General features: G+C 73.3%; 13 protein-coding genes, 1 tRNA gene and 1 pseudogene. 7 read left to right on the top strand and 8 right to left on the bottom strand.

Features of this window, described 5'->3' with window-relative positions:
* Positions 1–1,088 (bottom strand): annotated as a pseudogene (locus NCC78_RS15915) (hypothetical protein); the annotation flags it as partial.
* A gap of 123 nt (positions 1,089–1,211) precedes the next feature.
* Here NCC78_RS15915 and NCC78_RS15910 point away from each other — a divergent pair.
* Entirely contained in the window at positions 1,212–1,919 is a 708-nt protein-coding gene (locus NCC78_RS15910; protein ID WP_250795332.1) for a glycosyltransferase family 2 protein, read from the top strand.
* Positions 1,920–1,968: 49 nt separating this feature from the next.
* Here the strand turns inward: NCC78_RS15910 and NCC78_RS15905 are convergent, their stop codons facing one another.
* Both NCC78_RS15905 and NCC78_RS15900 read right to left on the bottom strand, forming a co-directional pair.
* The gene (locus tag NCC78_RS15905; protein WP_250795329.1) at positions 1,969–2,868 is read right to left on the bottom strand and encodes a transketolase family protein; all 900 of its coding nucleotides are present in this window, start codon (positions 2,866–2,868) and stop codon (positions 1,969–1,971) included.
* A 2-nt stretch (positions 2,869–2,870) separates the two neighbouring features.
* Positions 2,871–3,611: a thiamine pyrophosphate-binding protein gene (locus NCC78_RS15900; protein WP_250795327.1), complete on the bottom strand. Its 741-nt coding sequence runs from the start codon at positions 3,609–3,611 to the stop codon at positions 2,871–2,873.
* A 46-nt stretch (positions 3,612–3,657) separates the two neighbouring features.
* On the opposite strand from NCC78_RS15900, the gene soxR reads away from it, so the two are divergent.
* The gene (soxR, locus tag NCC78_RS15895) at positions 3,658–4,122 is read left to right on the top strand and encodes a redox-sensitive transcriptional activator SoxR (protein WP_250795326.1); all 465 of its coding nucleotides are present in this window, start codon (positions 3,658–3,660) and stop codon (positions 4,120–4,122) included.
* A gap of 142 nt (positions 4,123–4,264) precedes the next feature.
* Here the strand turns inward: soxR and NCC78_RS15890 are convergent, their stop codons facing one another.
* A complete protein-coding gene (locus NCC78_RS15890; RefSeq protein WP_250795325.1) occupies positions 4,265–5,242 on the bottom strand; it encodes an NAD(P)H-quinone oxidoreductase in 978 nt (325 codons plus the stop codon).
* 243 nt (positions 5,243–5,485) lie between these two features.
* On the opposite strand from NCC78_RS15890, the gene NCC78_RS15885 reads away from it, so the two are divergent.
* A tRNA-Ser gene (locus tag NCC78_RS15885) sits at positions 5,486–5,574 on the top strand.
* Positions 5,575–5,757: 183 nt separating this feature from the next.
* Here NCC78_RS15885 and NCC78_RS15880 read toward each other — a convergent pair.
* A complete protein-coding gene (locus NCC78_RS15880; RefSeq protein WP_250795324.1) occupies positions 5,758–5,961 on the bottom strand; it encodes a hypothetical protein in 204 nt (67 codons plus the stop codon).
* 124 nt (positions 5,962–6,085) lie between these two features.
* Between NCC78_RS15880 and NCC78_RS15875 the strand changes: the two genes are divergently transcribed.
* On the top strand, positions 6,086–6,619 hold the full coding sequence (locus NCC78_RS15875; RefSeq protein WP_250795323.1) for a YbhB/YbcL family Raf kinase inhibitor-like protein: 534 nt from the start codon (positions 6,086–6,088) through the stop codon (positions 6,617–6,619).
* A 113-nt stretch (positions 6,620–6,732) separates the two neighbouring features.
* Here NCC78_RS15875 and NCC78_RS15870 read toward each other — a convergent pair whose 3' ends face one another.
* Complete coding sequence (locus tag NCC78_RS15870) at positions 6,733–7,443, bottom strand: class I SAM-dependent methyltransferase (RefSeq protein WP_250795321.1); 711 nt, start codon at positions 7,441–7,443, stop codon at positions 6,733–6,735.
* A gap of 210 nt (positions 7,444–7,653) precedes the next feature.
* Here NCC78_RS15870 and NCC78_RS15865 point away from each other — a divergent pair, with 210 nt between their 5' ends.
* Positions 7,654–9,474 carry a DUF6311 domain-containing protein gene (locus NCC78_RS15865; RefSeq protein ID WP_250795320.1) on the top strand — a complete coding sequence of 607 codons (1,821 nt, stop codon included), beginning with the start codon at positions 7,654–7,656 and terminating at the stop codon, positions 9,472–9,474.
* Between the two features lie 84 nt (positions 9,475–9,558).
* Here the strand turns inward: NCC78_RS15865 and NCC78_RS15860 are convergent, their stop codons facing one another.
* Positions 9,559–10,341: an IucA/IucC family C-terminal-domain containing protein gene (locus tag NCC78_RS15860; protein WP_250795331.1), complete on the bottom strand. Its 783-nt coding sequence runs from the start codon at positions 10,339–10,341 to the stop codon at positions 9,559–9,561.
* A 289-nt stretch (positions 10,342–10,630) separates the two neighbouring features.
* Here NCC78_RS15860 and NCC78_RS15855 point away from each other — a divergent pair, with 289 nt between their 5' ends.
* Positions 10,631–12,148: a peptide deformylase gene (locus NCC78_RS15855; RefSeq protein ID WP_250795319.1), complete on the top strand. Its 1,518-nt coding sequence runs from the start codon at positions 10,631–10,633 to the stop codon at positions 12,146–12,148.
* 196 nt (positions 12,149–12,344) lie between these two features.
* On the opposite strand, the gene NCC78_RS15850 is transcribed toward NCC78_RS15855, so the two are convergent.
* Positions 12,345–13,460: a globin domain-containing protein gene (locus NCC78_RS15850; protein WP_250795317.1), complete on the bottom strand. Its 1,116-nt coding sequence runs from the start codon at positions 13,458–13,460 to the stop codon at positions 12,345–12,347.
* Between the two features lie 145 nt (positions 13,461–13,605).
* Between NCC78_RS15850 and NCC78_RS15845 the strand changes: the two genes are divergently transcribed.
* Positions 13,606–14,376, top strand: coding sequence for a CPBP family intramembrane glutamic endopeptidase (locus tag NCC78_RS15845; protein ID WP_250795316.1), 771 nt, complete (start codon positions 13,606–13,608; stop codon positions 14,374–14,376).
* Positions 14,377–14,553 lie beyond the last annotated feature (177 nt).

Genomic DNA, 14,553 nt, shown 5'->3' with positions numbered 1-14,553 from the left:
CCGGTCGCCCCGCCGGCCCCGCCCGGCCGCAGCCCGCCGGTCGCCGCGCCGGCTCGGGCCAGCCGGAGCTGGGCGAGCCCCCAGAGCAGCAGCAACGGGCCGAGGGCGATCAGGCCGCTGGTCTTGGTCACCGCGGTCAGCCCGGTGGCCGCCCCGATTGCCAGCAGCGTGCCCAGCCCGGTGCGCCGGCGCAGCCCGTCCAGCACCAGCGTGGCCGCGCAGGCGACCCACGCCGCGCAGACCAGGTCGGTCTGGGTGCTGGTCGCCTGGAGCGCCACCATCGGCGTGGTGGCCAGCACGAACGCGGTGAGCAGCTGGGCTCGGCGGCCACCGCCGAGCTGCGCGGTGATCCGGGCGGCGACCAGCAGGACGCCCACCCCGGCGGCCCACTGCACCAGGTGGTGCAGCGCGTCGCCGCCGGTGAACAGGCGCAGGTGCAGCAGCAGGTACTCGGCTCCCGGCGGGATGGTCACCTGCCGGTGGATGGCGGTCGGCCAGAAGTCGAGCTCCCCCTGCGCCACCCAGTGCTCCACCTTGGGCAGGTGGTAGGTCTGCGAGTCGAAGTTGTTCGGCTCGGCGAGCAGCGCGACGAGCAGCTCGACCAGGACCAGCCCGCCGACCGTGCCGGCGAGCAGCCGTTCGCCCCGGCTCGCCCTACGCCAGAAGGAGAGCAGCCGGGCCGACCAGCCGATGGGTTCCGCCGCGGTCGACCGGGACGAGCCCGAGGCCGGGGGCGACGCGGCGAGGGTGGCGGCGGACGCGCCGACCGCGGCGCCGACCAGGGTGCGCTGTCGGGCGGCGGGTGCCTCGGCCAGGTGCCGGACGGCGTTGCGGCCGCGTCGGGCGGCCGCGGCGACGGTGAGGAGGAAGAGCAGCCAGGCGGCGGCGAACGCCGGCAGGGTCAGCAGTCGCAGCGCGCCGAGCAGTTCCACGGTGAGCACCGCGAAGACCCCGGTGACCAGGGCCGCCCTGACCAGGGCGAGGCGCAGTGGCGCCACGGTGCCTTCGGCGCGTGGCCGGAGGGCGACGGTGAGCAGTCCGATCGCGGCGACGGGGGCCAGGGCGAGCGGGTAGCCGGCTGCCGACATGGCCGGAAGTAAACACCATCAGGCTGAGGTCACCACGGTGCCTGCACGCGGTGGCGGGCACCGCCGCGTCGAGCAGCCAGGCTAGGCTAGGGGTGACGTATTGTCGCCACCGTGGAGATTCCCGTGAAGCTCTCGATCCTCATGCCGGTCTACAACGAGGAAGAACGCATCGCGGATGCCCTCAAGCAGGCATTGGCGGTCGATTACCCGTGTGAGATCGAGCTGGTCGTGGTCGACGACGGCAGCCGGGACGGCACCGGTGAGATCCTCGGGCGCGCCGACGACGCGCGTCTGCGCGTCATCACCCACCAGCGCAACGCCGGTAAGGGCGCGGCCATCAAGACGGCGGTCGACAACGCCGAGGGTGACTACATGGTCATCCTCGACGCCGACCTGGAGTACGACCCGCAGGACATCCCCAAGCTGCTCGACCCGGTGCTCGACGGGCGGGCCACGGTGGTCTACGGCAACCGCACCTTCGGCAGCCACAGCGCCTACAGCTTCTGGTACGTGATGGGCAACAAGGGCGTCACGATGGCGGCGAACGTGCTCTTCAACTCCTACATCGGCGACCTGGAGACCTGCTTCAAGCTGATGCCGGTCGCCCTGTACCGCTCGCTCGACGTCCGCTCCCGGGGCTTCGGCATGGAGGCCGAGGTGACCGGAAAGCTGCTGCGCCGCCGGATCCGCCCGTACGAGGTGCCGATCAGCTACCGCGCCCGGGGTCGCGAAGAGGGCAAGAAGATCACCTGGAAGGACGGGGTCGAGGCGCTCTGGATCCTCGGCCGCGAGCGCGCCCGCCGCCGCCCCCTCGACGCCCCGGCCAACTGACCCGTCCTCCTCCCGTCCCGCACGGTCCGCCCCCACGTGGGCGCGCCGCTCAGCCGACGGGTGCCGGCGCCGGTGACAGGAACGCGCCGACCGAGCGGCGCAGCCCCGCCGCGTCCAGGCCGTGCCACCGGGTGTGGTCGTCGGCCGAGCCGTACCGCCGCAGATCCTTCCGCCCGACGCCGAGCGCCAGCAGCCGGTGCGGCCGGTCGGCCAGCGCCGCCGACACCACCCGGCTGGACGTCCCGGCCAGGTAGGGCTCGACCAGGATGACGTCGGTGCCGGCCAGCGCCCGCAGCCCGGCGGTGTCGAACGGCCGGGGCCGGTGGGTGTACGCCACCGTCACCCCGAGGTCGGCCACCGCGGCCAGCGCCGCGTCCAGCACCGGCCCGACCGCGACCAGCAGCGGCGCGCCCGGCCCGGCGTCCCGGACCAACCGCAGCGCACCGTCGCCGCCGCGCGGCCGGTCGTTGTGCAGCGTGGACAGTCGCAGGTACGCCGACCCCTCGCCGGCCACCGCGTCGCGCAGCAGCGCCGGCACCTCGTCGGGGTGCCCGGGGACGTGCACCGTCCAGCCGTGCAGGGCGTCGACCAGCGAGACGTCGGCCGGGGAGAGATGGGTCCGTCCCGAAGCCGCCCGGTCGTACGAGGCGCCGACGCTGACCAGCACCGCGCCCACGCCCTGGTGGTCCAGGTCGATCTTGAGCTGCTCGTACGCCCGCTCGATGAGGAACGGCGCGTAGCTGTGCACGATCGGGCGGAGCCCGGTCAGGGCGAGCCCCCCGGCCACGCCCACCAGCAACTGTTCCCGGATCCCGACGTTGAGCACCCGGTCCGGGTGGCGTACGGCGGCCGGGGCGAACGCGGCGGCGGAGATGTCGGCGAGCACCAGCGCGGTACGCGGATCCTCTGCCAGCAGCCGGGTGGTGGTGTCGATGAAGCGCTCCCGCACGGTCACTCCCCCTGGTCGACGATCGCGACGACGACGTGCGGCCGGTGGTTGTCCTGCGCGGTCAGGGCGGTGTGCAGGGCGTCGTGGTCCCGCCCGTCGACGGTCGCGGCGGTCCAGCCGTTGACGGTGAACCGGGCCGCCGGGCCGCCCGGCCAGCCGTGCGTGGCCGAGCCGTTGTCGACCACGACGGCGGTCAGGTTGCCCAGCCCGGTCGCCCCCGCGTACGCGATCGCCTCGTGGTTGGCGCCCTCGTCCAGTTCCGCGTCGCCGAGCAGCACGTACACCCGGGGGGTGAGCAGGCCCTGGGCGCGCAGCCCGAGCACGGTGCCCACGCCGAGCCCGAGCCCGTGCCCGAGCGAGCCGGAGCCGATCTCCACCCCGGGCACCAGCAGCCGGTCGGGGTGGTCCCCGAGCCGGCTCGCGGGCCCGCCCTGGTCGTCCAGCCAGTCGGCGGGCACGAAGCCCTTCGCGGCGAGCACCGCGTAGTAGCCGGCCACGGCGTGTCCCTTGGAGAGCAGGAACCGGTCCCGCTCCGGGTCGTCGGCGGTCTCCGGGGTGATCCGCAGGATCCGGTCGTAGAGCACCCAGAGCACGTCGACGGTGGAACGGACGTTCGGGCCGAACTCGCGGCCGGCGCGGACCCGCTCGAACAGCGGCGCGACGGGTTCCGGCAGGGGCGGCGGGGTCGGATGACGGGGTGGGGCGGTAGTGCCGCGGCCCGCGCTGGCGATCGTCGTGGTCATGCGGCTAGCCTGCAAGTTGAAGTCAGCTTCAACTCAAGGCGACGTGATGCACGAGTCTCTCACCATCGGCCAGCTCTCCACCCGCAGCGGCGTGGCCCCCTCGGCGCTGCGCTACTACGAGCGGCTCGGGCTGATCCGGGCCGAACGGACCGGCGGCAACCAGCGCCGCTACGCCCGCGGCGAACTGCGCCGGGTGGCATTCGTCCGGATCTCGCAGCAGGTCGGCATCTCGCTGGAGGAGATCCGCGAGGCGCTGGACTCCCTGCCGGCCTCGCGCACCCCCACCGCGGACGACTGGGCGCGGCTCTCCGCCGCCTGGCGGGAACGGCTGGACGAGAAGATCCGGCTGATGAGCAAGCTCCGCGACGACCTCGACGGCTGCGTCGGCTGCGGCTGCCTGTCGTTGCAGCGCTGCACCCTCTACAACCCGGGCGACTCGCTGGCCGGCGAGGGACCCGGCGCCCGGCTGATGCTCCCGCGTCCGGCCCCGGACCCCGCGCCGACCGCCTGACACCCGCGCCCACCGCCTGGCCCCCGCGCTCATTGTCTGGCCCCGCGCCGATCGCCTGGCCCCCGCGCTCACCGCCTGGCACCGCGCCGACCGCCTGGCAGCCGCGGCGGAGACCGGCGCCGAGGGGCCGGCACGTGCCGCTTCAGGCCGTGGTGAGCAGCACCTTGCCGACGTGGTCGTTGGACTCGACCAGCCGGTGGGCCTGCGCCGCCTCGGCCATCGGCAACCGCCGGTCCACGACCGGCCGGACCGTCCCCGCCTCGACCAGCGGCCAGACCTGCTCGCGTACCCCCCGGACGATCTCCGCCTTCTCGTCGAGCGGCCGGGAGCGCAGCGCCGTCGCCGCGACCGTGCCCCGCTTGGCCAGCAGCGCGCCGAGGTCCAGCTCGCCCTTGCGCCCGCCCTGCATGCCGATCACCACCAGCCGACCGCCGGTGGCCAGCGCCGCCACGTTCCGGGGCAGGTAGGACGCGCCCATGATGTCGAGGATGACGTCCGCGCCCCGGCCGTCGGTGACCCGCCGGACCTCCTCGACGAAGTCCTGCTCGCGGTAGTCGACGGTGTGCGCCGCGCCCAGCTCGCGCAGCCGTTCGTGCTTGGCCGCCCGGGCGGTCACCACCACGGTCGCGCCGAGCGCGACCCCGAGCTGGACGGCGAAGGTGCCGATCCCGCTGCCGCCGCCGTGCACCAGCAGCGTCTCCCCCTTCGCCAGCCGGGCCAGCCGCACCACGTTCGACCAGACCGTGCAGGCCACCTCGGGCAGCGCCGCCGCGTCGACCAGGTCGACGCCGGCCGGCACCGGCAACAGCTGCCCGACCGGCACGGCCACCCGCTCGGCGTACCCGCCGCCGGCCAGCAGCGCGCAGACCTCCTGACCGACCTCCCAGCCGGCCACGTCGGCCCCGGTCGCGCTGATCACCCCGGAGCACTCCAGCCCGGGGTACGCGGGCGCGCCCGGCGGCGGCGGGTAGTGCCCCTGCCGTTGCAGCAGGTCCGCCCGGTTCACCGCGCTGGCCCGCACGTCGACGATCACCTCGGCCGGGCCGGGCTCGGGATCGGGCACCTCGCTCCAGACCAGTGCGTCGGGTCCACCGGGCTCCGGGATCGTGATCGCGCGCATGTCTTGTGTCTACCCCACCCGCCCGCCGGTCCGCGCCCGGGCCAAGGATCCCGGCCACCGCCGGGCGGGCCCGTGCCCTGGCCACTGTGGACCTCCCGGCGGGCGGGGACCCCGGTGACCGGTCCGGCGGCAGGGGTCTGCCACCTCGGGTCGATCACCGCGCGCGGGTGCCGTGCCCGCTCGCGCGGCGGGCCGCCGTGGCAGACTAGGCACGGTCGCGCGACCTCCCGGGGTCGCGGTCCGGGAGGGTTCGCCTAGTGGCCGATGGCGCTGGTCTTGAAAACCGGTAAGGGCAGCGATGTCCTTCGTGGGTTCGAATCCCACACCCTCCGCCCCGAACCGCAAAAACGCCCCCTGAGCAGCGCGAACGCTGATCAGGGGGCGTGTCCATGGTCGGTAAGCCCGTCTCATTGCGCCCCGTCCGGGGCCGCCGAGTCTCGTTGGTCCCGGCAGATGGGCGGCAAATTCGCCGCCCGGCCGTCAGGCGTCCTCGCTCATGACGGGCTGTGGGATCGTCAATCCGGCGGCGGGTTCGGGCCAGGCGGGTCACCCGCGCGGCGCCGGCGCTCCTCGTGGATCTTCTCCTCGGCCAGTCGCTGCACCGCCCGGCGACGCTCCTCGCGCAGGGCCTCCTCGTCCCGTCGGTGCACCGCGGCGACGACGGCGGCGAGGAAGTCCCGCCAGATGCTGCTCAACGCGGTCCCTTCGCCGGTGACCACCCAGGTACAACCATAATGAGCAGCCGTCGGATTGCCCGACACCGGGCGCTTCCCGGCTATTCGCGGGCCGCGGCAGGGTAAGAAGGGGCGCAGGAGACCGCGCTCACCGGAAGGACCCGTCCCGATGACCCTGGAACGACCGATCGCCCCGGACCCGTACGAACTGCTGCCGACCGTCTCGTCGTTCTCCCTGACCAGTGACGACGTCCACAACGGGGAGCCGATGGAGGCGACGTACGCGCACGGCAGCGTCGGCGGCGACAACATCTCGCCGCAGTTGGCCTGGTCCGACTTCCCGGCCGAGACCAAGGGTTTCGTGGTGACCTGCTTCGACCCGGACGCGCCGACCGGCAGCGGCTTCTGGCACTGGGTGCTGGTCAACCTGCCGGCGAGCGTGACGCGGTTGGCGCGCGGGGCGGGCGCGGGCGACCTCGGCGACGCCTTCACCGTCCGCAACGACTACGGCGAGCAGGGGTACGGCGGGGCGGCACCGCCGCCGGGTGACCGCCCGCACCGCTACGTCTTCGCGGTGCACGCCCTGGACGTCGAACGCCTCGACGTCACCCCCGACGCCACCCCGGCCTACGTCGGCTTCAACCTGGCCTTCCACACCCTGGCCCGCGCCGTCATCCGCCCCACCTACCAGGTCAAGGAGTAACCCACCCCGCCCTGCCTTCCGCGATCTTGCACTTGTCGCCCCGACACGACGGGCGAAAGCCGCGACACGCGGGCCGAAACTGCAAGATCGCGGGGGCGGGGGCGGGGGCGGGGTCAGGCGGGGACGCGGGCGACGGCGAAGACGGACTGGCCGAACGGGGGGCGGACGCGCTGCTCGGCGGCCTTGGTGGCGGGGAGGACGACGGTGTCGTAGACCTTCACCATCGGGCCCTCCTTCGGCATCAGCCGGAAGACCTTGGTGGCCATGAAGTAGCCGATCAGGCCGAGCGCGTTCGCGTAGTGGATCTTCTCGACCGTCAGGCCCGCCTCGGTCATCGCGGCGCCCAGGGTCTTCTTGGTGTAGCGGCGGACGTGGCCGGTGGCGATGTCCGCCGGGCTCATCGCGAACTGGAACGCCGGCACGATGATGATCACGTTGCCGCCGGGGCGGACCAGGTCGCGCATGCTGCGCAGCGCCCCCACGTGGTCGTCGATGTGCTCCAGCACGTTGTACGACACGGCGGCGCTGTAGTCGCCCCGCTCCGAGTGCGGCAGCAGCATCTGCCGGACCTCGATGCCCGGCTGCTCGGCGAGGCGTTCCTTCAGCGAGACCAGCCGGTCGGGGTCGGCCTCGGTGGCGGTGAACCGGGGCAGCCGCTCGGCCCACTCCAGCGCGTAGTCGCCGAGCCCGCTGCCGATCTCGATCGGGTTGTCACCGAGGTACGGCACGGCCAGCTCGACGAACCAGCGACGGTGGTTGACAGCGGTCGCGAGGCCCTCCAGGACCTCGGACTGGACGCGCTGATCCCCAGTGATTTCTGCCATGCGTCGATTCCTCACGATATGACTCGACCCGCGCCTGGACCGACAGAGTGAATCATCCGCGCAGATGGCAGAAGAATCGGGGCACCGTGGTGGCCGAAATGCGGTCGGGGGTGGGCACGTGATCGGCGGTGGGCGAACCCGGCACATGGTACGGCAGTACCCCGAAACATGTCACGGCAGCGCCATAGCCTGACTACCCTACGAATCGCGATGACTACTCCTGAAGCGGGCGTCCCCGCCGGCACCCCCGCACCCGGGGCGGCCGAGGGCGGGCCCGACCGGGGCGAACGCGCGTGGAAGGGGTGGTGGACGGACGTCGCCGCCGTGTCGAGCTTCGTCGTGCTCGGCTTCTGGATCACCGCGCGACTCTGGCTGGACCCCGGTCAGAGCCTTCGCGACAACCGCACCGACCAGGCGCAGTTCGAGTGGATGATGGCGCACGGTGCGCGGGTGCTGACCGATTTTGCCTACCCGTTCACCTCGGATCGGATGAACGTGCCGGACGGCGTCAACCTGATGGCAAACACGTCCGTGTTATCCGTTTCGCTACCAATGACGCCGATCACCGTGCTTTTCGGGCCCCGCGCCTCCTTCCTGCTCTTCCTCACCCTGGGCATGATCGCCACGGCCACCGCCTGGTACTTCCTGCTGTCCCGGGTGGTCGTCCGCTCCCGGGGGCCGGCCTGGCTCGGCGCGGCCTTCTGCGCGTACGCCCCGGCGATGGTGTCGCACGCCAACGCGCATCCGAACATCGTGTCGCAGTTCGTGGTGCCGCTGATCATCTGGCGCACCCTCCGGCTAGCCGAACCCGGGCGCTGGCTGCGCAACGGCGTGCTGCTCGCTCTGGTGATCGTCTGGCAGGCCTTCATCAACCTGGAGATCCTGCTGATGACCGCGATCGGCCTGGGCGTGGTCGTCGGGGCGCTCCTCGTCGGCCGGCCCGACCTGCGCCGGCGGACCCGTCCGTTCCTCGCCGGCCTGGGGGTGGCCGCCGCGGTGGCGCTGGTGCTGCTGGCGTATCCGCTGTACGTCCAGTTCTTCGGCCTCGGCGCCTACCAGGGGCTCTCCCGGCTGATCCGGGGCTACTCCACCGACCTGGCCTCGTTCGTGGCCTGGTCGAGGGAGTCCCTGGCCGGGGACGCGCGCACGGCACAGGGACTGGCGAAGAACCCCACCGAGGAGAACGCCTTCTTCGGCTGGCCGCTGGCGGTGCTGGTGGTCGCCCTGGTCTGGTGGCTGCGGCGCAGCGTCGTGGTGCTCGGCCTGGGCGTCCTGGCCCTTCTCTTCGGCCTGCTCTCCCTCGGCCGGGAGGTCCAGCTCAACGGCAGGGGCACCGGGGTGCCCGGGCCGTGGGCGGCGCTGGAGAACCTGCCGGTCCTGCACTCCGTGGTGCCGACCCGCTGGGCGCTGGCCATCACCCCGATCGTCGGAGTGCTGCTCGCCTACGGGACGGAACGCGTCCGGACGCTGGCCGCCCGGCACCCGAACACGCGCGGCCAGATCCGGTTCGCCGCCGCCACCGTGCTGACGATGGCCCTGCTGCCGATCCTGCCCACCCCGCTGCCGACGACCCGTCTCGACCCCGTGCCCGCCTTCGTCACCTCCGGCGCCTGGCGGCCGTACGCGGCCGGCGACCGCAGCATCGTGACCCTGCCGCTGCCGGACAGCCACTACGCCGAGCCGCTGCGCTGGTCCGCCCGGACCGGGCTGGAGATGCCGATCGCCCGCGGCTACTTCCTCGGCCCGGACACCCGGCCCGGGATGCACCGGGTCGCCCTGTTCACCGCCACGCCCCGGCCGACCAGCGACTTCTTCGCGGTGATCCGGCGGACCGGGGCGGTGCCGCCGCTCACCCCGCAGACCCGGGTCGAGGCGGTCGACGACCTGCGGTACTGGCGGGCGGGCGCGGTGATCCTCGGGCCGCACTGGTACGCCGACGCGTTGCGTCGGGGCATGACCGAGCTGACCGGGATCCGGCCCACGTACACCGGCGGGGTCTGGCTCTGGGACGTGCGCCCGCTCACCGACTGAGCCCGCGGCGGCCGACGTCGCGACGTCCTGCCGCAGCCGGACCTTCGCAAGCGTCCGGCGCGGGCCGGCGCGCGAGGGGACGGGTCAGGACTGGCGGACGCAGCAGCCCTGGCAGATCTTGGGCTTGGGGAGGGTGAAGGCGAGGCAGCAGGTGCGCCGCTGCACCGTCGGCTCGCCGCTCGGGCCCGGCACCAGCTCCACCAGGTCGGCGAGGTCGAGCGCGCCGAGCAGCGTGTCGATCGTCTCGACCGACGACCCGGGCAGCCCGTCGGCGGCCCGGAGGATGCCGTGGGCGATGCCGGAGGCCACCGAGCCGAGCAGCGTACGCGCGCCGATCCGGACTTCGGCCTGGATCGCGGCGATCATCGGGCCCAGGTGGGCGTCGAGCAGCGACGCGCGCAGCAGGCCGAGCAGCTCCGCCTCGTCGGCGACGACCCGCACCTCGGGCCGGCCGGCCAGGGCCAGCGGGTCGCTCGGCAGCACCGCGACGGTGGTGGAGCGACGCAGGCCCATGGTCAGCAGGGGGCGGTGGTCCTCGAAGTGGATCAGCACGTCGGCCGGGTCGAGCAGCGGCACCCGCCGGGAGGAGGCCCAGCCGAGCACCACGGGCAGCGCCGTCCAGTAGCTGTACGACTTCCACGCCAGCGCGGCGCAGGCGTGCGGCGTGCCACCCCAGCGCAGCGTGGCGGCGCGCAGGAACTCCGGCAGCCGGGTGCCGTCGACCAGCGAGGTGGCCGGGCTCCAGCCGAACTCCTCGCTGACCAGCAGGCCGGGGGCGAGCCCGGGCAGGTCGTCGGTGCCGAACATGGCCCGCAGGGCGTCGGCGACCGGCGCCAGTGGCGCGGCGACGACCTCGCGCCTCGGCATCACCGCTGTCACCTGACTCATCCCCCGTCCGAAGCGCTCGTCACTGAGCTAAGGCTAGCCTAACCACGGATCGTGGTCTAAGGGAAGCCTCACCTCAATCGGAGGGAGAGGGCCGGGTCACTCCGTCCTCCGCCCCGCGCGTACTACCCGGGGGTCGAGGCAGGAAACGCCGGTCGCGCAGTATCGACGTCGGTCTCTGGCGGGTCAAGGCTCGTGTCGGCAAGGTGGCACTTCCGTGCCTGTCCGACCACCGAACGTGAAACTGATACTCCCGGCCACGAGGAAGCCGATGACGACCTCACCGCTCGATCGGGCTGCCGACTCCTTCGCCGCCGAACTCGCCCGGCAGCGCACGGGGCGGGGGCTGTCCAAGAAACAGCTCGCCACCCTGATGGGATTCGACCCGTCCTACGTCAGCCACGTCGAGGGGCGCCGGCACCGCCCCACCGAGGACTTCGCCCGCCGCGCCGAGGCCGTGCTGGAGGCCAGCGGCGCCATCTGGCAGCGCTTCCGGGAGTACGACGAGCTGCGGCACGCCCGTTCCGAGCGGTCCCACCGGGAACCGCCCATGCCCGGGCAGTGGCTGCCACCGGGCACCGGGCTGATCGTCGAGCGGGAACTCGCCACCCTCACCCACCGCGACGACGCCTACCGCTGCGTCATCCGGCGGGAGCTCTACAACGCCGGCACCGAACCGGTCACCCGCTACCTCGTCCGGGTCGCCGTCGACCGGTACCCGAACGACCCGGGCCGCTCCAACCGGCACCACCGCGAACACCCGCTCACCTTCGCCGAGCTGCAACTGCAGGCGTACCGGGAGGACGCCGGCGAGCGGGAGGCGATGCACTGGCGGGCCAAGCACGACCGGGACGCCTTCAAGGAGCTCTGGCTGCTCTTCGAGAACGGCGGCCGGCGGTTCCCGCTCTACCCCGGCGACCGGGCCACCATCGAGTACGCGTACTGCGTCGGTCAGGACAAGTGGGGCCCCTGGTTCCAGCGGGCGGTCCGGCTGCCGACCCGGCAGATGGCCGTACGCCTGGACCTGCCGGCGGCCCTCGACCCGCAGGTCTGGGGCGCGGAGACCTCGCTCTCGGCGGAGGAGGGCCCGCTGCGCACCCCCGTCATCCGCAGCGACGACGGCGACCGGGCGATCTTCGACTGGGCGACCGACGACCCGCCGCTCAACGCCCGCTACCGGATGCAGTGGCGGTTCCGCGGCCGGCCGGAGGCCGAACCCGAGAACGCCGGGCGGATCCGCCCCAGCGACCGGATGCAGGGCATCGGCATCGTGCAGCGGGGCTCCGACCTGCTCCGCCAACCCGGGCGTCCGTTCGACCTGCCGCGCGAGGAGCAGGTGGCCCGCGAGGTGGTCGACCGGCTCTCCGCGGTCCTGCTCCGCCTCGACGAGCTGCACCCGTTCAGCAAGGGGGTGGGCGTCGCCGCCCCGCAGCTCGGCATCGGCCGGGCGGCGGCCGTGGTCCGACCGCCCGACCGCTCCACCGAGCCGGTGGTGCTGCTCAACCCCCGGGTGGTCGACGCCTCCCCGGACACCGACGAGCAGTACGAGGGCTGCCTCTCCTTCTTCGACCACCGCGGGCTGGTGCCCCGACCGCTGCGGCTGGACGTGGAGCACGCCCGGTTCGACGGCGGCCGGATCATCACCTCGTTCGAGTTCGGCATGGCCCGGCTCGTCGCCCACGAGATCGACCACCTGGAGGGGCGGCTCTACGTGGACCGGATGGCACCCGGCGTGCCGCTGGTGCCGATCGAGGAGTACCGCGAAACCGGCCACCCCTGGCGCTACTGAACTCGGCGCGCCGGGCCGCTGGTCGGGGCTTCCCACGACCATGCTCGGCGGAGCGGCACGACCACGGCCGCCCAGTTGGGAAGGAAGGCCGGACGGCCGTGGTCGTGCCAGGCGGTGCCGGTCCGCCCGTACGGGGGGCCGGGGCGCGTGCCCCAGGGGGCAGGGGCACGCGCCCCGGCATGGGGGGAGGAACGTTCTACAGATTGCCGAAGGTGTCGTAGCGGGTGTTCTCCGGCGGCACGTCGTCCTCCGCGAGCACCCGGAGGGTGGCCCGGACCATCCGGGCCGAACCGGAGACGAAGCAGTCGTGCGTCGTCCACGGGCCGTACCGGCTGACCACGTCGGAGATGTCGCCCAGCTCGCCGTCGAAGTCCGGGTCCTCGCTGCACGCCGGGGTGACCGACAACCACGGGTGCGCCGCCACCAGCTCCTGGAGCGCGGCCAGGCCGTACAGGTCCGCCTCGGTGCGGGCGCCGTAGAAGACGTGCACCCAGCGGGTCCGGTTGAAGGTGGCCAGCTCCTCCACCAGCGCCTTGACCGGGGCGAGCCCCACCCCGCCGGCGACGCAGAGGATGTCCCGCTCCGACGAGCGGTCCACCGTCATCGACCCCATCGGCGCGGCCACCCGGAGCAGGTCACCGGGCTTCACCCGCCGAACCAGCGCTCCCGACACCCAGCCCGCGCCGGGCGTACGGACGTGGAACTCCAGGACGTTGTCGTCGTTCGGGGCGTTCGCCACCGAGTACGTCCGCCACACCCGGGGGTGGTAGCGGGGCACCTCGACGCTGACGTACTGGCCGGCCTTCCACGGCAGCGGGTGCTGCAACGCCCGACAGGTCAGCACCGCCGTGTCCGGGCCGTGCCGCTCGTGGGTCAGCACCTCGGCGTGCCAGAACGGCGGGTTCTCGTCCGACGCCGCCCCGGCCAGCATCTTCTCCGAGATGGCCGCGTACGCGTCCCGCCACGCCTGGTCGTACTCCAGGTTCCAGCCGTCGCCGGCGGTGCTGCGCAGCGCGTCGAGCAGCGCGACGCCCATGGTCGCGTAGTGCTCGGCGGTGACGTGGTACTTCCGGTGGTCCCGGCCGAGCTGGCGCAGGTACTCGTCGAAGCTCTCCGGGTCCCCGACGGTCTGGCTGGCGGTGACGATCGCCTCCAGGATCCGGTCGCCCTGCCCGGACATCTGCACCGGGAAGAGCTTGCGCAGCTCGGGGTCGAGGAGGAAGAGCCGTGCGTAGAAGTGACCGCTCAGCCGTTCCCGGTTCTCCTCGACCAGGGTCCAGCTCTCCTTCAACAACCGCTCGACGTTGTCCACGAGACGCGCTCCTTCTCCTGACGGCGGATCGGGCAGCCATAGAATGTCCACGGAGCGTGCCGACCGGTCGCACAGAATGTGCGACCGCCTCACGGGGACCGCTCGACCGGTGCCGCCGGAGGGCGCGGTCGGGCACAGTGGTGCGGTGACCCTTGAGCTCACCCGTCCGGTCTCCCGCCGGACCCTGGGCACCGAGACGCTGCTGGTGCTGGGGTTGTCCCTCGGCCAGTCCGCCGTCTACGCCACGGTGTCGATCATCGCGAAGCTGACCGCCGAGGGGCCGCTGTCGAAGCAGACCGCCTCGCTGAACACGTCGGCGTCACCCCGGCCGTGGCTGGACCTCACGTACCAGCTGCTCGGCATCGGCTTCGCGCTGCTGCCCGTGCTGCTCGCCGTACACCTGCTGGCGCGCGACCCCGGCGACCCGGCGCGGACGCTCGGCCTCGACGCCCGGCGGCCCGGCCAGGACCTCGCCCGGGGTGCCGGCCTGGCGGCGCTGATCGGCCTGCCCGGCCTGGCGCTCTTCTGGGCCGCGGCGCAGCTCGGCGTCAACGCCACCCTGGTGCCGGCCGCGCTGCCCGACGTCTGGTGGACGGTGCCGGTGCTGATCCTCGCCGCCGCGCAGAACGCCGTGCTGGAGGAGGTGATCGTGGTCGGCTACCTGGTCACCCGGCTGCGCCAGCTCCACTGGCGGCTCGGCGCGATCATCGCCACGAGCGCCCTGCTGCGCGGTTCCTACCACCTCTACCAGGGCTTCGGCGCCTTCCTCGGCAACGCGGTGATGGGCGTCGTGTTCAGCCTCTTCTACCTGCGCACCCGCCGGGTCATGCCGCTGGTCGTCGCGCACACCGTGCTCGACGTCGCGGCCTTCGTCGGCTACGCCCTGCTGCCGAAGGAGTGGTTCGACTGGCTCTGAGCGGCGCGCGACGACCGGCCACGGCCCCGGCACCACCCGCTGCGGGCGACGCTGGTCGCGGCATCCCGGCGTGTCCGAGCGCCGGGACCTCCCGACCTGCCGCGACCCTGGTCGATCCTCCGCGTCAGCGCTCCCGGGCCGGCCGGTAGGCGGCGACCGCGCGGGCGGCGAGCCGTT

The sequence above is a fragment of the Micromonospora phytophila genome (assembly GCF_023656545.1).
GTDB lineage: Bacteria > Actinomycetota > Actinomycetes > Mycobacteriales > Micromonosporaceae > Micromonospora > Micromonospora phytophila.
The sequence above is the reverse complement of the archived record's forward strand: the minus strand, read 5'-3'. Positions and strand labels throughout refer to the sequence as shown.